This window comes from Mycolicibacterium agri (assembly GCF_002553505.1).
Lineage (GTDB): Bacteria > Actinomycetota > Actinomycetes > Mycobacteriales > Mycobacteriaceae > Mycobacterium > Mycobacterium agri.
This window is the reverse complement of the sequence record NZ_PDCP01000101.1, coordinates 1-18,698: the sequence shown is the minus strand read 5'-3', so window position 1 is coordinate 18,698 and position 18,698 is coordinate 1. Positions and strand designations below refer to the sequence as shown.

Below are 18,698 nucleotides of genomic sequence, written 5' to 3'. Positions count from 1 at the left end.
GGAAAAAAGACGTGGCCAAAAAAACAACAAACAAAAACCACCAAACACACTATTGAGTTCTCAAACAACACACCCGTGTTAGGGCAACCCTGCCAGTGTACTCAACCTGGTCAGAGACGTCAAACCCCGTCCGCCAGTTCTTCACTGGGGCCGTGGGCTTCTCCAATAAGACTACGCCTTGCCGTCCGCTGAGTGAAATCGGGGTAGCCCTTGCCTGGCGCCCTGGGGCGCGGCGGCCTCAGTCGACTCGCTCTATTTCGGCGCCGAGGCTCTTGAGGTTCTCCACGAACAGCGGATATCCCCGGTCGATGTGGAAGACGTCGTGAACTTCGGTCTCGCCGTCGGCGACAAGGCCCGCCAGGACCAGCCCAGCGCCGGCCCGGATGTCGGACGACCACACCGGCGCGCTGGACAGCTGCGGCAGTCCCCGGACCACCGCGTGGTGGCCGTCGGTCCTGGCGTCGGCGCCCAACCGGATCATTTCCTCGACGAAGCGGAACCGGGCTTCGAAGACGTTCTCGGTGATCATCGACGTGCCGTCGGCGACGGCCGCGAGCCCGATGGCCATCGGCTGCAGGTCGGTGGGGAACCCGGGAAACGGCAGCGTAGCGACGTTGATGGCCTTCGGGCGCTCGTACTGCGTGACGCGGAAGCCGTTGTCGGACTGCGTCACGGTGGCCCCTGCGTCGTGCAGCTTGTGCAGCACCAACTGGAGGTGCTGGGGGTCGACCCCGGTAACCGTGATGTCACCGCGGGTCATCGCCGCGGCGATGCCCCAGGTAGCGGCCACGATCCGGTCGCCGATCACCCGGTGCTCGGTGGGATACAGCCGGTCGACGCCGGTGATCCTCATCGTGGACGACCCGGCGCCCTCGATCTGCGCCCCCATCTGGTTGAGCATCGTGCACAGGTCGACGACGTCGGGTTCTCGGGCGGCGTTGTGGATCGTGGTCACGCCCTCGGCGACCACGGCCGCCATCAGGATGTTCTCGGTGGCCCCGACCGAGGGAAACTCCAGCTGGATCTCGGCGCCGCGGAGGTGGTCCGCCTCGGCTACCACGCAGCCGTGCTCGATGTTGCAGCGGGCGCCGAGCTGCCGCAGGCCGGCCTGATGCATGTCCAGCGGCCGAGACCCGATGGCGTCCCCGCCCGGCAGGGCCACCTTGGCCCGCTTGCAGCGTCCGACCAGCGGCCCAAGCACGCAGACGGACGCCCGGAACTGCCGGACCGCGGCGAAGTCGGCGTCGTATTTCGGCTCGTCGGGCGACGTAATGCGCACCGTTTCGCCGTCCAGTTCGACGTTGGCGCCGAGCCCCCGTAGCACCTCCGCCATCAGCGGTACGTCGAGAATGTCCGGGCAATTGGTAATCGTGCTGGTGCCCTCGGCTAACAGAGTCGCCGCCATGAGCTTCAGCACGCTGTTCTTAGCTCCCCCGACGGCGACTTCGCCAGACAACCGGTTCCCCCCGGTGACCACGAATCGCTCGCTCACGCGGGTTAGTGTAGACAGCGGCTCGGGCGGTGTCCGAATCCACGACGACTCTGCCCGGTACCGTTTCACCATGGCTGTACACCTGACTCGGATCTATACCCGTACCGGCGACGACGGGACCACCGGGTTGAGCGATTTCAGCAGGGTTTCCAAAAACGACGTACGGCTGACGGCCTATGCCGATTGCGACGAAACCAATGCTGCGATCGGCGTTGCCATTGCATTGGGCAACCCCGATGAGCAGATGACCAAGGTACTGCGGCAGATTCAGAACGACCTGTTCGACGCGGGGGCAGACCTGTCCACGCCGGTCGTCGAGAAGCCCGAACATCCGCCGCTGCGAATCACGCAGGTCTACATCGATCGACTCGAGGCCTGGTGCGACCAGTTCAACGAGCCGCTGCCGGCTTTGAATTCGTTTGTGCTGCCGGGCGGTACACCGCTGTCGGCCCTGCTGCATGTGGCGCGGACGGTCGCACGGCGCGCGGAGCGCTCGGCTTGGCAAGCGGTAGAGGCTCATCCGGACAGCGTCAGCGTCCTGCCCGCCAAATACCTGAATCGGCTGTCCGATCTGCTGTTCATCCTCGGCAGGGTGGCCAATCCCGGCGGCGATGTGCTGTGGCAACCCGGCGGCGGCACAACGGACTAGTCAGCGGATCAGACCTTGCGGCGTCGCGCCCTTGGCGACGGGCGCGACTCCAGCCACGACTGAAATGCCGTCAGCGCACCGCGATCCAGCGCCACTTCGTACCCGCGTTTGCGTTCGGGGCTGACGTCACGCAGTTCCAGGATCACGATCTCGTCGGTCATGATGTCGAATTCGTCGCCGCGTGGCGATCGCCGTGACACGATCTCCAGGCCCCTTCGGCTCAGGCTGCGGTCCGGCCACCAACGCAGACTCGACAGGCGGAAGAACTGTGCTTCGTTACCGCGATACCGGATGACCCCGTGGCGCCAGCCCTGTCCGCCGACGGCCGGGTAGTCCCGCAGGATGGCCGCGGTGCCCCCGACCTGGCGCAGCTTCCACAGCCGATAGCACAGCGCGATGACGACAAGAAGCAGCACACCGACCAGCGCGGCCATGATCAGCATGGACGCGCTCATCGGCGGCCCTAGTCGATCTGACCCAAGGCGCGCAGCCGCGCACGACCCCGTGCGGCGGTGGCCTCGTCGTCGGACTCGGCGTCACGCTTGGCGGCGTCGGCGTCGATCTCGGACTCCAACTCCGCCGACTCGGCGAGGATGATCACCCCTTCGTCGGTGACCGACATGAAGCCGCCGTCGACGGCGATCCGCAGATCCTCTTCGCCTTCACGCTCGACGCGCACCATGGCATCGTCGACCAGCTGAGCGACCAGAGGGATGTGCCGCGGCAGGATGCCGATTTCGCCCGACGTCGTGCGGGTGAACACGAAAGTGGCCTTCCCAGACCAAATTTCGCGTTCCACCGAGACGATGTCGACGTCCAGGTCAGCCATGTCTACTCGCTCTTGTCTTCGCCGGCGCCCTCAGCCTCGTCGCTGGACTCGCCAGCCGCCACCGGCGCACCGTCGCCACTGGTGTCTTCCAGCTTGGCGCCGAGGCTTTCGGCCTTGCGCTGCAGATCCTCCAGCCCGCCGATCAGGAAGAAGGCCTGCTCGGGAAGGTGGTCGAAGTCGCCCTTGGTCAACCTGTCGAACGCCTCGATGGTCTCCTTGAGCGGAACCGTCGAACCGGGCTGGCCGGTGAACTGCTCGGCCGCCATCATGTTCTGCGACAGGAAGCGCTCGATGCGGCGCGCCCGGTTCACCAACTGCTTGTCCTCTTCGGACAGCTCGTCGATACCCAGAATCGCGATGATGTCCTGAAGGTCCTTGTAGCGCTGCAGGATTCGGATGACTTCCTGGGCTACCCGGTAGTGCTCGTCGCCGACCACGCTCGGGTCCAGAATCGTCGAGGACGACGCCAGCGGGTCCACCGCCGGGAAGATGCCCTTCGAGAACACCGCACGAGAAAGCTCGGTCGTCGCGTCGAGGTGCGCGAACGTCGTCGCAGGCGCCGGGTCGGTGTAGTCGTCGGCGGGCACGTAGACCGCCTGCATCGAGGTGATGGAGCGGCCGCGCGTCGAGGTGATGCGCTCCTGGAGTTCACCCATCTCGTCGGCCAGGGTCGGCTGGTACCCCACCGCAGAAGGCATGCGGCCCAACAGCGTCGACACCTCGGAACCGGCCTGGGTGAAGCGGAAGATGTTGTCGATGAACAGCAGCACGTCCTGCTCCTGCTCATCGCGGAAGAACTCCGCCATCGTCAGCGCCGACAGGGCGACACGCATACGGGTGCCGGGCGGCTCGTCCATCTGGCCGAACACCAGAGCGGTGTCCTTGAGCACGTTGGCCTCGCCGAGCTCGACCCACAGGTCGTTGCCCTCACGGGTGCGCTCACCGACACCGGCGAACACCGACGTGCCGCCGAAGTTGCGGGCGATGCGGTTGATCATTTCCTGGATCAACACGGTCTTGCCCACGCCGGCGCCGCCGAACAGTGCGATCTTGCCGCCGCGGACGTACGGGGTGAGCAGGTCGACGACCTTCAGGCCGGTCTCAAGCATCTCGGTGCGCGGCTCGAGCGCGTCGAATGCGGGCGGCTTGCGGTGGATGGACCACCGATCGAAGTCCTTGCCGTAACCGGGATCATCGAGGCAGTCGCCGAGCGCGTTGAACACGTGGCCCTTCACGCCGTCGCCCACCGGGACCGAGATCGAGCTGCCCGTGTCGGTGACCTCTACCCCGCGGACCAGGCCGTCGGTGGGTTGCAGCGAGATGCAGCGAACCAGGTTGTCGCCGAGGTGCTGGGCGACCTCGAGTGTCAGCGTTTTCGCGAGGTCCTTGTAGGTGATGTCGGCGTGCAGCGCGTTGAACAGTTCGGGCACTGCGCCGCGCGGGAACTCGACGTCGACGACGGGGCCCGTGACACGGACGACGCGGCCAGCGGTGTCGGTGCTGGTTGGCTTTTCGGCAGTAGCAGTCATGTCTTTCTTCGCTTTCTGGGGCTACTTGGCGGCGTCCGCGAGCGCGTTCGCGCCACCGACGATTTCGCTGATTTCCTGGGTGATCTGAGCTTGCCGTTCGCGGTTGGCCAGCAGAGTCAGATCGCGAATGAGGTCGTCGGCGTTGTCGGACGCCGACTTCATGGCGCGCCGACGCGAGGCCGACTCCGACGCCGCCGCTTCGAGCAGCGCGGCGAAAATGCGGGTGGACACGTACCGCGGCAGCAACGCACCGAACAGTGTCTCCGGATCCGGTTCGAACGAGAACAGGGTGCGCGGCCCGGTCTCCTCCTCGGCGTACTCGACCACCATCGGGGCGATGCGACGCGCAACGGCCGTCTGCGACAACATCGTTCGGAACTCGGTGAACACGATGTGCACTTCGTCTACGCCCAGGACATCGTCGGCGCCGGCGTCGTCACCCTGGTCGTCGACGCCCGCGAGGAAGGCGTCGACCAGCGTCGAGGAGATCTGCTGCGCGTTCTCGTAATCGGGCCGCTCGGAGAAGCCGGTCCACGACTCGGTGATGTTCCAGTTGCGGAAGCTGTAGTAGGCGAGCGCCTTTCGGCCCACCGTGTACAGAATGGGCTGCTTGCCCTCTTCACGAAGAAGTGCGAACAGCTCCTCGGAGCGCCGGAACACGTTGGCGTTGTAGGCGCCACACAGCCCACGGTCCGAGGACACCACCAACACTGCTGCCCGACGCGGGTTCTCGCGCTCGACCAGCAGCGGGTGGTCCAGCGCGCTGGCGCTGGCCAGTTCGGTGAGCATGTTGGTGATCTCGCGGTCGTAGGGCCGAGCCGCCTCGACTCGGGCCTGCGCCTTGGCGATGCGCGACGTCGCGATCAGCTCCTGGGCCTTGGTGATCTTCTTGATCGACCCGGCGGAGCGGATGCGGCCGCGTAGTTCGCGCAGTGTTGCTGCCATTGGCTTCTCGGACCCCTAGTCCTACTTCTTCTTCGGTGCCGGCTTGCGAACCTTCACCGATTCCTTCTCGACGTCTTCCTCGTCCATCGCCTCCACGTGCTCGTCGGGGACGACGGAGCTGCCGTCAGTGGTGGCGAAGCCCTTCTTGAAGTCGTTGATGACGTTCTCGAGCTTCTCGGACGTCTCGTCGGAGAGCTTCTTGGTCTCGCGGATGTCCTTGAGGATCTCGTCGTGCGACGCCTTGACGTGATCGAGGAACTCCTGCTCGAACCGCTGCACGTCCTCGACCGGAACGGAGTCGAGGTGGCCCCTGGTGCCGAGGAAGATCGCCACGACCTGCTCCTCGACCGGCATCGGGCTGTTCTGCGGCTGCTTGAGCAGCTCGACGAGCCGAGCACCGCGGTCCAGCTGCGCCTTCGACGTCTCGTCCAGGTCGGAGGCAAAGGCCGCGAACGACTCGAGCTCGCGGTACTGCGAAAGATCAAGTCGCAGTGAGCCTGCGACGTCCTTCATCGCCTTGATCTGGGCGGCGCCACCGACGCGGGACACCGAGACGCCGACGTTGATGGCCGGGCGCACACCCTGGTTGAACAGATCGGTCTCCAGGAAGCACTGGCCGTCGGTGATGGAGATGACGTTGGTCGGGATGTAGGCCGAGATGTCGTTGGCCTTCGTCTCGATGATCGGCAGGCCGGTCAGCGAACCGCCGCCGAGCTCGTCGGAGAGCTTCGCGCAGCGCTCCAGCAACCGGGAGTGCAGATAGAACACGTCGCCGGGGTAGGCCTCACGACCGGGCGGACGACGCAGCAGCAGCGAAATCGCGCGGTACGCCTCGGCCTGCTTGGTCAGGTCGTCGAACACGATCAGCACGTGCTTGCCCTGGTACATCCAGTGCTGCGCGATGGCCGAACCCGTGTAGGGCGCAAGCCATTTGAAGCCGGCGGAGTCGGAGGCCGGTGCCGCGACAATGGTGGTGTAGTCCATCGCGCCGCCCTCTTCGAGGGTCTGCCGGACGCTGGCGATCGTGGTGCCCTTTTGGCCGATCGCCACGTAGACGCAGCGCACCTGCTGCTTCTCGTCGCCGCTCTCCCAGTTCTGGCGCTGGTTGAGGATGGTGTCGACGCAGACGGCCGTCTTGCCGGTCTTGCGGTCACCGATGATCAGCTGACGCTGGCCGCGGCCGATGGGCGTCTGCGAGTCGATGGCCTTGATACCGGTCTGAAGCGGCTCGCTCACGCCTTGACGCTGAACCACCGAGGGCGCCTGCAGTTCCAGCGCGCGCCGCTCGGTGGTCTTGATGTCGCCGCGGCCGTCGATCGGCTGGCCGAGCGGGTTGACCACGCGGCCCAGGTATTCGTCGCCGACGGGCACCGAAAGGACGTCGCCGGTGCGTTTAACCTGTTGGCCCTCTTCGATCTTCTCGAAGTCACCGAGAATCACGGCGCCGATGCTGTGCTCGTCGAGGTTCAGTGCGACGCCGAGCACGCCGCCCGGAAATTCCAGCAGCTCCTGCGTCATCACCGAGGGCAGGCCCTCGACGTGTGCGATGCCGTCACCGGCATCGATGACGGTGCCGATCTCTTCGCGCTCGGTTTCGGTTTCGAACCCGGCGACATATTCCTCGATGGCGCCCTGGATCTCGTCTGCCGAGATGGTCAACTCTGCCATTGTCTGTCTTCCTGCTTCGTGTGTGGGTCTTGGTGTTGTCGAGTCAGTCGGGTAGTTGGTTCTCGGCGGCCTCGAGCTTCGACGCCAGCGATCCGTCGATCACCTCGTCGCCGACGGAAATCCGCAGGCCGCCGATCAAGTCCGGGTCCACGTCGAGCTGGATGGACACGGCCTGACCGTAGATGCGCTCCAGCAATCCGCTCAGCCGCTCGACCTGGGCGTCGCTGAGCTCGCTGGCGGCTTGAACGTGGGCGATCACCTCGCCGCGCCGGGACACCGCGAGGTTGGCCAGGTCGCGGATGGCCTCATCGGCCCGCTCCCCGTGCAGCAGTTCGACTGTCTGGCGCAGCAGATCGGCGGCGTTCTTGTTCGCCTTGCGCGCAAGCACATTGGTCAGCAGCTGGATTCGGCCTTCGACGGGGGTGGTGTAGTCGCCCAGCAGGGTGATCAGCTGCGGCTCGGCGTCGAGGATGCGGCTGAACCGGAACAGCTGGTCCTCGACATCCTCGATCTGCCCGTCGCGCTCGGCACGGACCAGCAGCGCCAACCGGGCCAGGTGGCGCACGCCGTAGAGCAAGTCGTCCGTGGACGACCACCGCTGCGAGACAGCGGTTTTCACGATGCCGAGTGCGGTGTCGGAGATTTTGCCCGAGAGCAGTCGCTCGGCGACTTGAGCCTTGGCACTGGAATTGCCGGAGGGATCAGCCAGATGCCGGGCCAACAGCGATTCGCGGCGCAGCAGTTTGACCACCGAGACGAGGTCATCGGCCAGGGCCGTCAACGCGTCGGCGTCGAGATTGCGGAGTTCCCCGTCGAACTGGCGGGTCAATTCGGCAACCGACTCGCGGCTGGTGGCGCGCAGCTTGGCGGTGACGGTGTCCTCGAACGCCTTGTTCGACGGCGCCATCTCCTCGAGTTCGGCCAGGAACCGGTCGACCGTGGCGGACCGCTCCGCAGGATCGGCGACGAAATTGCGGACCATCTCACCGGCGCGGTGAACCGATTCGGCGCCGAGGCTCTGGCGAAGCTCTCGGATCAGTTGCTGACGTAGGAACTTAACCTGTTCTGTGCCTTGAACTTTGATGCGTTCCAGCTCAGCGTCGGCCTGGGCGCGCAACTGCTCGGAGATTTTGACGGCGTCGGCCCTCGCCTCTTCGATCACCCTTTCAGCCTCGGCCTTGGCTTCCTCCAACGCCTTGGCGTGTTCCTTGTCGGCGTCGGCGACCTTCCGCTCGGCCTCCGCATGCTCTTCCAGCTGCCTGCGAACAGCTTCCTGCTGGTTCTTCATCAAGTTACGGACCGGCGGCACAACGAATTTCCACAGCAGGAAGACGATGATCGCGAATCCGATGAGCTGTCCGATGAAGGTCGACACGACCGTTACCGCCCCTGTCCTGTAGTGGCTGGAACCGTGCGAGTGGTCACCTCAACCCCGAGCACACGGCTCGCGAGCTGAGCCGCCAAGGTCTCCACCGAGGTCTGGAGATCCGCCGTGACCGCACGAGATTGTTCGGTCAGGTCCTCGGAAGCCTGCTGAAGCAGCGTCGACACCTCGGTGTGGGCACGGGTCCGTGCGTCATCGACGATCTTGCGCCCCTCGGCGCGTGCCTCCTCGCGGACCGTGGTCGCCTCGCGGCGGGCATTCGCCATCACCTTCATGGAGTCGGCCTCTGCGGCGGCCCGAAGCTGTGCAGCGCGCCGATTGTCCTCGGTCGTCTTCTGCACCATGGCTTCGCGTTCGCGCAGCACCTTGGAGATCGGCGGCACCACCCACTTGGCGATCACACCAAGCACGATCAAGAAGATGATCAGCACGAAGAAGAACGTGCCGTTGGGGATCAGGAAGTTACTCTGGCCCCCGCCTTCTTCCGCTGCCAGGATCGTCAAGTCGAGGTCACTCATGGCGCTGAATTAGGCGACCGGGGTGGCGAACACGAAGAGGGCCATGAACGCCAGGTTGATGAAGTAGGCCGCCTCGACCAGGCCGACCGTGATGAAGAACGGAGTGAACAGCCGGCCTTGCGCCTCGGGCTGCCGCGCGATGCCGGCGATCAGGGCGTTACCCGCGATGCCGTCACCGATACCGGCGCCGATTGCGCCGCCGGCCATGATGAGTCCACCGCCGATAAGCGCGCCGGCAGCGATTGTGGGATCCATTCCTTATCCTCCTTGATAACTGGTAGGCGTCCTACCAGGACGTGGGTCGAGCGATGGTGCTGTGTTAGTCATGGTGCTCTTCGAGCTCCATCGACTGGCTGAAATACAAGATCGTCAACAGGGCGAAGATGAACGCCTGGATGGCGCCGACGAACAAGTCGAAGCTCTTCCAGATCGCGTTGGGCGCCCACATGATCCACGGCGGGAACAACGCGATCAGCGCCACCAGGATGCCACCGGCGAAGATGTTGCCGAAAAGTCGGAGCGACAACGAAATTGGCTTGGCGAGCTCCTCGACGAGGTTGATCGGGGCGAGGAACACGACGTGTCCCTTCAGCACGCGCCAGGGGTGGCCGAGCACGCCGCGGCGCCAGAAACCGGCGAGGTGGTAGCAGATGAATACGAACAGCGCCAAGGCCAACACGAAGTTGATGTCGGAGGCAGGCGGCTTGAGCAGTTCGTGGATCGCGCCGTTGGAGTCGGTGTACTGCACCGGCAGCACGGACAACCAGTTCGCGACCAAGATGAATACGAACAGCGTGACCGCCAGCGGCAGGACGAAGGGCGCGACTTTCATGCCGATCGCGGTCTCGACCTGATTGCGCAACTGCACGGTGATCGCTTCCCAGAACAGCTGCACCCCGCTCGGCACGCCGGACGAAGTCACCTTGGCGCGCAAGAAGAACGCGAGCGCGAGCACGATCACCGCGGCAATCGCGGTGGCGAGCACGGTGTCGGTGTTCACGGTGAGGCCGAACCAATGCGCCTCGGTGTGATGGCCGACCTGGATGCCGGATTCGGCGGCGAGGATCGTTTCGGTCATTGCTCCGTGGCCTCCCCTTCGAGTCCCTCACCGCCGGCCCGCAGCTTCTTCATGACGGGCAGCGCGGTGGAAAGCACTAGCAGTACCTGGAATAGCGCCATGCCAAACACCACGCCGAGGCCCTGCGGCCGGAAGATGAATGCAATCGTCAAGCCGATCACCGTCATCACCAGGAGCCGGGTAGCGGAGTTCAGCGCCATCTTGCGCTTGAGCGGATGTTCTTGAGCGGTGATGGATTGCACCGACCGCTGTACCAGAACCGCGTTGAGCAAACCCAATCCGAGGCCGACGCCGAAGAACACGCCGATCATCGGATGGTCCAGCAGTGCGGCCGCCAGCGTCACGAGGCCAGCGAACACTACGCACACGGCGAGCAGCCGCAATGGCCGGAACGCAACTGACGGAAACACCAACGGCGCGTCTTGCGCTGGCGTCGTCACGGCGTCACCTCAATCCCGCGGTCACGAGTGCTATCCCCATTGATTCTGTGAGTGGCGTCCCGAGCGTATCTGAGCGCGCGGGACGCGTTGGAATCACCCAAGGGGTAGCTCCCTTATGTCGGTCGTTTGTCCGTGCCGATCGGTGGTGAACCGGACGGCGCGGGGGCCGGCAACCCGCGAGGTTTTTCGGGTTCTACCAGCACCATACCACACGGTAGCTACGCATAAACCCGCCCTACTACTTTTTGTCGTACTTCTGTCGTACTTGCCTTCAGTAGGACTCTTCGTCGCGCCTCAACAACGGGATCAGCGTCACGACAATCGCCACCAGAATCGCGGCCAGCATCACCGCGCCGGTGTAGCGCGGATCGAAGAAGATCGTGCAGGCCGCGCCGAACGCGACGATGCCGACCCAGAGGTAGATGAGCAACACGACGCGGCGATGCGAGTGCCCGATCTGCAGCAGCCTGTGATGCAGGTGCATCTTGTCGGGGCTGAACGGGCTGCGGCCGGCACGGGTGCGCCGCACGATGGCAAGCAGCATGTCGAGCGCGGGCACGAACATCACCGCGATCACCAAGAGGAACGGCGACAGCAGCGCGAACACGTCGCGGGCGCCGTATGCGCTCTGCGAGATCGGACCGGCCGCGGTGGTTGAGGCGGCGCCGAGCATCAAGCCGATCAGCATCGACCCGGAGTCGCCCATGAAAATGCGTGCGCGGTGGAAGTTGTGCGGCAGGAAGCCGAGGCAAGCCCCCGCCAGCACAACGGAAATCACCGCGGGCGGGTAGAACAGCACATCGCCGCCGTGGTCGCGCAGCAGTCCGATGGAAAAGATCGTGATGGCCAGCGCGGTGATCAACCCGAGGCCGGCGGCAAGCCCGTCGAGCCCGTCGACGAAGTTCATCGCGTTGACGATCGCGACCGTCAGCGCCAGCGTCAGCAGGATCGAGGACACCTGATCGAGGACGATGGTGCCGACGCCGCCGAATGGGATGTACAACACGCTCCACGCCACACCCATCGTGACCAGAACGCTGGCGGCGGTGATCTGGCCGGCGAACTTGGTCAGCGCGTCGAGGCCCCACTTGTCGTCGATCAGGCCGATCGCCATGATGAGCCCGCCGGCCACCACGGTTGCGGACAGGCCCGTCGAATAGACGAATCCGCGCGTGAGTGCGGGCAACTGGGATGCCAGCAACACGGCGGCCAGCACGCCGACGTACATCGCCAGGCCGCCCATCCGCGGCGTCGGCTGCAGGTGCACGTCGCGTTCACGCGGGTAAGCCACGGCGCCGACGCGGGTGGCGAGCACGCGGACCCAGCCCGTCGCAAAGTAGGTGACGATCGCCGCGGTCAGCCCGACCAGTGCCAATTCGCGCAGCGGCACACCTGCGCCTCGATCGGAGAGCGCAAGCAGCCCGCCGGCCACGCTGTGCACTTCGCTCACCACTGAATGAACCGTACTGGACGAATCTGGACGAAACCGTTCGCGTCAAGCGGTGGCGGCGGTCAGGCTTTCGGCGTCGACACCAAGGACTTCCGCGATCGCGTCGGCGGACACCGGCCCGGCCCGCAAGATGCGCGGCTGCGGGGAGGTGAGGTCGATGATGGTGGAGGCCGCCTGCTGCTGGGATGGCCCGGCGTCGAGATAGACCGCGACGAGATCACCGAGTTGCTCACGAGCCTCCTGCGCGGTGACGGCCGGTGACCGCCCCGAGATGTTGGCGCTGGACACCGCCATCGGACCGACTTCGCGCAGCACCTCGATGGCCACGGGATGCAGCGGCATTCGCAACATCACGGTGCCCGCCGCGTCGCCGAGGTCCCAGTGCAGCGACGGCGCCTGCCGCACGACGAGGCTCAACGCGCCTGGCCAGAACGCGCGGATCAACTCACGCGCGGCCTCGGGCACCGAATACACCAGCCCTTCGATGGTGTGCCAGGACCCGACGAGCACCGGGACGGGCATGTCACGGCCCCTCCCCTTGGCCGACAACAGTGCCGCCACGGCGGTGTTGTCGAATGCGTCGGCGCCGATGCCGTACACCGTGTCGGTCGGCAGCACGACGAGACGACCACCTTTGACGGCGCTGACCGCCGAGGCGATGCCAGCCGCGCGCGCCGTGGCGTCGGAGCAGTCGAACAACTCGCTCATGAATTCAGCTTCCCACGGGTTGCCGTCACAAAGCGTGGCCGCCCGGCCAAGTCACGTCGCGGCGTGACGTCGACGAATCGACCGGTCGCGGTGAACGCGGCGACAGTGACCTCCGACGTGGTGTCGTCGTGCTCGACCGCGCAGCGCCCGCCGGGCTTCAACCAGCGGCCCGCCAGCGCGACGATCGCCTTGATGACCGTCATGCCGTCGGGTCCGCCGAACACCGCGTGTGGCGGGTCATGTTGCGCCACTTCGGTTTCCAGGACAGCCCCGTCGGGTACGTAGGGCGGGTTGGCGACCAGCAGGTCGACCAGGCCGTCCAACTCGGGCAGCAGCGTTGCATCGGTGACGTCGGCGCGGACGAGTTGCACTGGGCTGTCAACGATGTTGCGGCGCGCGTAGGCCAGGGCGTTCTCGTCGTCGTCGACGGCGATGACGCGTGCGTCGGGCCGGCATTTCGCCAGCGCCAGCGCCAGCGCGGCGGTCCCCGTGCACAGGTCGACAATCAGCGGCTGCGGCGGCAACTGTAGCGTCGACGCCCATTCCAGAAGCAACTCGGTCTCCGGCCTGGGGATGAACACGCCGGGGCCCACCTCGACGGTGACCGGCCCCAGCGGCGCAGTACCGATGATGTGCTGCAACGGAATTCGTCGCGAACGCTGCGCGACGAGATCGGCGTAGCGGCGGCAGAAATCGTCGTCGACGTCATCGATGAGCGCGAGCCGGCCGCGGGTCGTCCCTGCGGCGTAGGCGGCCAGTTCTTCGGCGTCGATGCGCGCTGATTCCACACCCGCTGCGGCGAGAACGGCGGCGGCGCGCTCGATCTCGCGTCGCAGCCGCGCCGCTCTCATGCCTGCTGCAGCCGCGCTTGGCGGTCGGCCGCCGCCAACGCGTCGAGCAACGGGTCCAGGTCGCCGTCGAGCACCTGGTCGAGGTTGTGCGCCTTGAAGTTGATGCGGTGATCGGCGATGCGGTTCTCCGGGAAGTTGTAGGTCCGGATGCGCTCGCTGCGGTCGACGGTGCGGATCTGGCTGGCCCGGTCGGCGGAGGCGTCCGCCTGCGCCTGCTCCTCGGCCATCGCCTGCAGCCGCGCGGCGAGCACCTGCATCGCGCGAATCTTGTTCTGCAGCTGGCTGCGTTCGTTCTGACAGGTCACGACGATGCCGGTGGGCAGGTGCGTGATGCGCACCGCCGAGTCGGTGGTGTTGACGCCCTGGCCGCCCTTGCCCGAGGAGCGATACACGTCGATGCGCAGATCGGATTCATCGATCTGCACTTCCTCGACCTCTTCGGGCTCGGGATAGACCAGCACGCCCGCGGCCGACGTGTGCACGCGGCCCTGGGACTCGGTGACCGGAACGCGTTGCACGCGGTGCACGCCGCCTTCGAACTTCAGCCGCGACCAGACGCCGTCGGCGGAGTCGCCCTTGCTCCTGATCGAGAGCGTGGCGTCCTTGTAGCCGCCCAGATCGGACGTCGTCTCGTCGAGGATCGTCACGGTCCAGCCTCGGCGTTCGGCATAGCGAATGTACATGCGCGCGAGGTCGGCGGCGAACAGCGCCGACTCTTCGCCGCCCTCACCGGATTTCACCTCGAGGACGATGTCGTCGGGGTCGTGCGGATCACGCGGCGCCAGCAGGTCCGACAGCTGCGTCTCGAGTTCCGTCACCGTCGCGGTGAGTTCTTCGACCTCGTCGGCGAACGAGTCGTCGTCGGCCGCCAATTCGCGTGCGGCCTCCAGGTCACCGCGCGCGGCCTCGAGCTTGCGGTAGGTGTTCACGATCGGCGACAACTGCGCGAACCGCCTGCCGACCTTGCGGGCACGGCCCGCATCCGAGTGCAGATTCGGATCGGAGAGCTGCTTCTCCAGGTCGGCGTGCTCGGAAAGGATGGCCTCGATGCCGCCGCCCGATTCAGCCGAGGATTGGGCGCGCGTGATACCCGTCATGGCGCCCTCCTCTCCGCGAAGCCCGCAACATGTGCGTCGGACGTGAAACGACGCCCGGCCTGCGCTCGCGCGGCAGATCGGGCGTCGGTTCGGTAGCTATTTGTCGGCAGCCTTATCGGCGCCGGCAGCCTTGCGCTTGCCGTAGCGCTTCTCGAAGCGCGCGACGCGGCCGCCGCTGTCGAGAATCTTCTGCTTGCCGGTGTAAAACGGGTGGCACTGCGAGCAGACCTCGACGTGGATCTGGCCGCTCTTCTTCGTGCTGCGCGTGGTGAACGTATTGCCGCAGCCGCAGTGCACGGTGGTCTCAACGTAGTCAGGGTGAATACCCGATTTCATAATGTCCTCTTCAGTCGTTGGTCGCCGGGTCGCCCGCGCTTACCTGGCGCTATATCGAGCGTGAACCGGAACCGAGGGTCGACGGTCCATTATGCCAGGTCAACCGTCAAGGGCCTAAACGCGGCGGCCACGCCCGCTATTCCCCCCGCTGTTGCAAGGGCAGACCGGCCGGGCGGCCAGACAGGGTCATAACGATGTCCTGGATGCGGCCCCGAATTTCGGCCCCTTCTCCGACGCTGAAGTCAGCGTCGGTTGCGACGAACCTGGTCTTGGGGAACCGCTTGCGGGCGTTGAGCGCAGAACCCATCGTCCACAGCCGGTTGGCGGCGACCACTGCTGCGGGGATGGGCATCGTGCGCTCAATGCCAAGCGGAATAGCGATGTCTTGACCGTGGACCAGAATGTCCATCAGCCGATCGGCCGCCGTTGTGCCGGGCGGATGGCGGCGATTACCGACCGACGCTCTCATCCATTGCTGCGGGCTCAACGTGTCGAGGAAATCAGCCAGATCCTCACGCTGCTGGTCGACATAGGCCCAGACGGTGGCGTCATCCATGTCCCGCAACCCCCGTGTAGTAAGGATTGCTGTCTAATATAGTCAGGAATCCTTACCGTTCAACCTAGACTTTCTGGTGTGAGCGGCGTGAACAACGAACCCTCGACGGCGCTTCTGATGTACATCGCACACCGCGCCGCCGAGGCCAGGGTGTTCGAGGCGGTACGGGCGGCCGGATTCGACGACCTGACGCTCGCTCAGTGCCGCCTCGGGCAGCGGCTGAACCAGGACGGGCTCCGCGTGACCGAGATCGCCGCGCGGGCGGGCGTGACGAAGCAGACCGCGGGCGCACTCGTGGACGAGTTGGAGGCCAGCGGGTACGTCACCCGCCGACCAGACCCTGCCGACGCACGTGCCCGGCTGGTGGTGCTCACCGAGCGGGGCCATGCCCTCTGCGACGCCGCGGCGGCCGAGCTCGCCAAAGTGGAAGGCGAATGGCGGACGCATGTGGGTGCGGCGGCCTACGACGCGATGCGCGACGTGCTGGTCGCGCTGCGGGAGATCACCGATCCGTACCGCTGACGACGCGTCGGCTGTGCGGTTCGAATCGGGAGCCGTCCCGCTTCCACAGCACGCCGCCGGGCGGTGTGGTGCCGTAGTTGACCAGCTCGCGCTTGAGGATCTTGTTGGTCGCGGTCGAGGGCAGGTCGTCGGTGATCCACACGTACCTCGGCCACGCCTTCGGAGACAGGTCGGCTTGGCCGGCGAGGAACTCTTCGAACTCCTCGGGCGTCAGCGTCGCACCGTCGCGCAACACGATCGCGGCCATCACCTGATCGCCGACGGACTCGTCGGGCACCGGATACACCGCCACGCGGCTGATCTGGGCCAACCGGATCAACACTCGCTCGATGGGAGCGGCGGCGAGGTTCTCGCCGTCGACGCGCATCCAGTCCGCGGTGCGCCCGGCGAAGTAGATCCAGCCGTCGGCGTCGCGGTAGGCCAGGTCCCCCGACCAGTACATGCCGTGGCGCAACCGCTCGTCTGTGGCGCCCGCGTCCTTGTAGTAGCCGCGGAAGAGACCACCGCCGGTGGTGTTGACCAACTCCCCCACCGCCGCGTCGCGGTTGAGCAGGTTGCCGCTGTCGTCGAAGCGGGCAAACTCGCACTCCTGCAGCGTGTCCGGGTTGTAGATCGCGACGCCGGGAAAGCCTTTGCCGAGCGAACCGGGCGGACAACCGTCCTCACGGGTGATGATGACGGCGTTCTCGGTCGATCCGAATCCGTCCCACACCGTGCAGTCGAAGCGGCGGGCGAATTCGGCGATGTCGCGGTCGCTGGCCTCGTTGCCGAACGCGACGCGCAGCGGGTTGTCATGATCGTCGGGCTGCTCCGGCGTAGACAGGATGTAGGCCAGCGGCTTGCCGACGTAGTTCATGTATGTCGCGCCGTAGCGGCGGATGTCATCGAGAAAGCGCGAAGCTGAGAACACCGCGGGCACGACGGCGGCGCCGCTGACCAGCGCAACACCCCAGCCGGCGTAGATCGAGTTGGAATGAAACAGCGGCATCGACACATAGCAGACGTCCGACTCGTTGACCGAATAGCGTTGCGCCAGAGCGCTTCCCGAGAATATCGGCATCATGTGTTGGACTTGCACGGCCTTGGGGTCGCCGCTTGTGCCCGAGGTGAAGATCATCACGAAGGTGTCATCGGGGCCGACCTCGCGATGCGGCATCAGCTCCCTCGGGTGCGCCATCAGCGCGGCCCACTCCTCGCTGGAGGTGTCGAGGATGTTGACGCCGGGCAGGTCGAGGCCGTCGAGCAGATGGCGGTGTGCGGCGTCGGTGATCAGGATCTGGCAGTCCACCAACGCGATGTCGCGGACCAGGCCGGACCCGCGGCGGGTGTTGTTGACGCAGCACAGGACGTAGCCGCCCAATGCAGCGGCGGCCATGGCCGTGAGCATCTCGGGTCCGTTGGCGAGCAGGACACCGACATGCACGGGCCTCGTGTGGTCGGCGATGTCGATGATCGCGGCGGCGTGCGTCTGCGCCTCGGCGACGTGTTCGCGCCACGTCCAGGTCCGGTCGCCGTATTTGATTGCGACGGTGTCCTGTTCAGCGCGCTCGCGAAGCAACTGCTGAAGGGTGTCCGCCATCGCCTACCTCGGTTCGCCGCTGACCGTGAACAGATTCGCCGATCTGTCTACCATCCGTGGGGCGGCCGAGACCATCCGCCCGCCACTGACAGAATGCTCTGGTCCCCGCCCGGCAGGCGGCGAAACTCGGCGAGGAGAAACCCCTGTGGCAAGCAACACGGCCGCCAAGAGCGTCCGCGATCGGCTGATCGATGCGGCCGAAGTATGCCTGCGCGCCAAGGGAATTCGCGTCACCACGGTGTCCGAAGTGGCCGAGACGGCGAAGGTGTCGCGGGGATGGCTGTATCGGCACTTCCCCGACAAGGCGTCGCTGCTGGGCGCGGCGATCGTGCGGCTGAACGAAAAGTACTGGTCGAAGGCGCACGCGATGCTCGAGCCGCTCGAGGGTCTCGACCGGCGCATCACCGCGGGCGTGGTGCACGGCCGCACCGCCTACGACGATCCTGGTGCGCTGCTGATGCGGCTTCGGCTCGACGAGCCCGAGGAGTTTGCCGCCTGCGCAGGCGCGGGCGTGCAGGGGCTGGTGCCGGACCTTGCCGACTTCTGGCAGCGCTATCTGGTCGCCGCGCGTGACGCAGGCGAGATCCACCCCGACATCGACATCGCAGAAGCGTCGGAATGGGTTGCCCGCGTGATCATTTCACTGGTCACGGTGCCCGGCGAAATACTGGATCCGAGCGATCCCGCGCAGGTACTGACCCACGTGCGCCGCTACCTGATGCCGGGACTGCGGGCCGACCCCAAGGTGTAGTTTCACTGCGCGAGTTTCACTGCGCGAGCAGACGCTTGTGTCCGCCCCTTCCTGGGCGATTTCAGGCAGTGGATGCAACAGCGGGTGGTTTTGGCGGGTTTGAGAGTAGCTCGTCGAGGACTTCAGCGGGTTTCTTCCAGCCGAGGGTTTTGCGGGGTCGGGTGTTGAGTTGGGCGGCAACGTAGTCGAGGTAGTCGGCCGGGAACACTGATAGGTCGGTGCCTTTAGCAAAGTATTGACGCAGCAGCCCGTTGGTGTTCTCGTTACTGCCGCGTTGCCATGGCGAGTGCGGATCGCAGAAGTAGATATCGAGCTC

Annotated in this window: 22 protein-coding genes; 3 read left to right on the top strand and 19 right to left on the bottom strand. The window is 65.7% G+C overall.

The genetic code is table 11. From position 1 onward, the window contains the following. Positions 1 to 238 precede the first annotated feature (238 nt). Positions 239 to 1,492 (bottom strand): UDP-N-acetylglucosamine 1-carboxyvinyltransferase, encoded by a 1,254-nt coding sequence (gene murA, locus CQY20_RS29845; RefSeq protein ID WP_097944333.1) that lies wholly within the window; start codon positions 1,490 to 1,492, stop codon positions 239 to 241. A 70-nt stretch (positions 1,493 to 1,562) separates the two neighbouring features. Here murA and CQY20_RS29840 point away from each other — a divergent pair, with 70 nt between their 5' ends. Continuing rightward, the gene (locus tag CQY20_RS29840; RefSeq protein WP_097944331.1) at positions 1,563 to 2,141 is read left to right on the top strand and encodes a cob(I)yrinic acid a,c-diamide adenosyltransferase; all 579 of its coding nucleotides are present in this window, start codon (positions 1,563 to 1,565) and stop codon (positions 2,139 to 2,141) included. Positions 2,142 to 2,149: 8 nt separating this feature from the next. Here CQY20_RS29840 and CQY20_RS29835 read toward each other — a convergent pair whose 3' ends face one another. From CQY20_RS29835 to CQY20_RS29760, 16 genes are all read right to left on the bottom strand, one after another. After that, positions 2,150 to 2,596, bottom strand: coding sequence for a DUF2550 domain-containing protein (locus tag CQY20_RS29835; protein ID WP_163700702.1), 447 nt, complete (start codon positions 2,594 to 2,596; stop codon positions 2,150 to 2,152). 8 nt (positions 2,597 to 2,604) lie between these two features. After that, a complete protein-coding gene (locus tag CQY20_RS29830) occupies positions 2,605 to 2,970 on the bottom strand; it encodes a F0F1 ATP synthase subunit epsilon (protein WP_097944329.1) in 366 nt (121 codons plus the stop codon). 2 nt (positions 2,971 to 2,972) lie between these two features. Beyond that, complete coding sequence (atpD, locus tag CQY20_RS29825) at positions 2,973 to 4,499, bottom strand: F0F1 ATP synthase subunit beta (RefSeq protein WP_097944327.1); 1,527 nt, start codon at positions 4,497 to 4,499, stop codon at positions 2,973 to 2,975. A 21-nt stretch (positions 4,500 to 4,520) separates the two neighbouring features. Next, the gene (locus tag CQY20_RS29820; protein WP_097944325.1) at positions 4,521 to 5,444 is read right to left on the bottom strand and encodes a F0F1 ATP synthase subunit gamma; all 924 of its coding nucleotides are present in this window, start codon (positions 5,442 to 5,444) and stop codon (positions 4,521 to 4,523) included. A gap of 21 nt (positions 5,445 to 5,465) precedes the next feature. Beyond that, positions 5,466 to 7,112 carry a F0F1 ATP synthase subunit alpha gene (gene atpA, locus CQY20_RS29815; protein ID WP_097944323.1) on the bottom strand — a complete coding sequence of 549 codons (1,647 nt, stop codon included), beginning with the start codon at positions 7,110 to 7,112 and terminating at the stop codon, positions 5,466 to 5,468. Positions 7,113 to 7,155: 43 nt separating this feature from the next. Then, positions 7,156 to 8,487, bottom strand: coding sequence for a F0F1 ATP synthase subunit B/delta (locus CQY20_RS29810; protein ID WP_097944321.1), 1,332 nt, complete (start codon positions 8,485 to 8,487; stop codon positions 7,156 to 7,158). Between the two features lie 5 nt (positions 8,488 to 8,492). Beyond that, on the bottom strand, positions 8,493 to 9,014 hold the full coding sequence (locus tag CQY20_RS29805; protein ID WP_097944319.1) for a F0F1 ATP synthase subunit B: 522 nt from the start codon (positions 9,012 to 9,014) through the stop codon (positions 8,493 to 8,495). 9 nt (positions 9,015 to 9,023) lie between these two features. Beyond that, positions 9,024 to 9,269 (bottom strand): F0F1 ATP synthase subunit C, encoded by a 246-nt coding sequence (locus CQY20_RS29800; RefSeq protein WP_011561261.1) that lies wholly within the window; start codon positions 9,267 to 9,269, stop codon positions 9,024 to 9,026. Between the two features lie 64 nt (positions 9,270 to 9,333). Continuing rightward, complete coding sequence (atpB, locus tag CQY20_RS29795) at positions 9,334 to 10,092, bottom strand: F0F1 ATP synthase subunit A (RefSeq protein ID WP_097944317.1); 759 nt, start codon at positions 10,090 to 10,092, stop codon at positions 9,334 to 9,336. Beyond that, positions 10,089 to 10,532, bottom strand: a complete 444-nt coding sequence (locus CQY20_RS29790; protein ID WP_097944315.1) for an ATP synthase subunit I — start codon at positions 10,530 to 10,532, stop codon at positions 10,089 to 10,091. The genes atpB and CQY20_RS29790 overlap by 4 nt, the downstream gene beginning before the upstream one ends. A 271-nt stretch (positions 10,533 to 10,803) precedes the next feature. Then, complete coding sequence (locus CQY20_RS29785) at positions 10,804 to 11,985, bottom strand: glycosyltransferase family 4 protein (protein ID WP_174814670.1); 1,182 nt, start codon at positions 11,983 to 11,985, stop codon at positions 10,804 to 10,806. 42 nt (positions 11,986 to 12,027) lie between these two features. Beyond that, positions 12,028 to 12,690: an L-threonylcarbamoyladenylate synthase gene (locus CQY20_RS29780; RefSeq protein ID WP_097944311.1), complete on the bottom strand. Its 663-nt coding sequence runs from the start codon at positions 12,688 to 12,690 to the stop codon at positions 12,028 to 12,030. Continuing rightward, the gene (gene prmC / locus CQY20_RS29775) at positions 12,687 to 13,541 is read right to left on the bottom strand and encodes a peptide chain release factor N(5)-glutamine methyltransferase (protein ID WP_097944309.1); all 855 of its coding nucleotides are present in this window, start codon (positions 13,539 to 13,541) and stop codon (positions 12,687 to 12,689) included. Before prmC ends, CQY20_RS29780 begins: the two co-directional genes overlap by 4 nt. Then, the gene (gene prfA, locus CQY20_RS29770) at positions 13,538 to 14,638 is read right to left on the bottom strand and encodes a peptide chain release factor 1 (RefSeq protein WP_097944307.1); all 1,101 of its coding nucleotides are present in this window, start codon (positions 14,636 to 14,638) and stop codon (positions 13,538 to 13,540) included. The genes prmC and prfA overlap by 4 nt, the downstream gene beginning before the upstream one ends. Positions 14,639 to 14,734: 96 nt before the next feature. Continuing rightward, entirely contained in the window at positions 14,735 to 14,974 is a 240-nt protein-coding gene (rpmE, locus tag CQY20_RS29765; RefSeq protein WP_097944305.1) for a 50S ribosomal protein L31, read from the bottom strand. Positions 14,975 to 15,110: 136 nt separating this feature from the next. Continuing rightward, on the bottom strand, positions 15,111 to 15,530 hold the full coding sequence (locus CQY20_RS29760; RefSeq protein ID WP_097944303.1) for a maleylpyruvate isomerase mycothiol-dependent enzyme family protein: 420 nt from the start codon (positions 15,528 to 15,530) through the stop codon (positions 15,111 to 15,113). Positions 15,531 to 15,647: 117 nt separating this feature from the next. On the opposite strand from CQY20_RS29760, the gene CQY20_RS29755 reads away from it, so the two are divergent. Then, positions 15,648 to 16,052, top strand: coding sequence for a MarR family winged helix-turn-helix transcriptional regulator (locus CQY20_RS29755; RefSeq protein ID WP_371871098.1), 405 nt, complete (start codon positions 15,648 to 15,650; stop codon positions 16,050 to 16,052). Here CQY20_RS29755 and fadD1 read toward each other — a convergent pair. Then, on the bottom strand, positions 16,033 to 17,631 hold the full coding sequence (gene fadD1, locus CQY20_RS29750) for a fatty-acid--CoA ligase FadD1 (protein WP_097944301.1): 1,599 nt from the start codon (positions 17,629 to 17,631) through the stop codon (positions 16,033 to 16,035). The genes CQY20_RS29755 and fadD1 overlap by 20 nt on opposite strands. A gap of 145 nt (positions 17,632 to 17,776) precedes the next feature. On the opposite strand from fadD1, the gene CQY20_RS29745 reads away from it, so the two are divergent. After that, a complete protein-coding gene (locus tag CQY20_RS29745) occupies positions 17,777 to 18,382 on the top strand; it encodes a TetR/AcrR family transcriptional regulator (RefSeq protein ID WP_097944299.1) in 606 nt (201 codons plus the stop codon). Between the two features lie 61 nt (positions 18,383 to 18,443). Here CQY20_RS29745 and CQY20_RS29740 read toward each other — a convergent pair. Then, the coding region (locus CQY20_RS29740; protein WP_109789712.1) for an IS30 family transposase at positions 18,444 to 18,698 on the bottom strand (255 nt) is incomplete at its 5' end.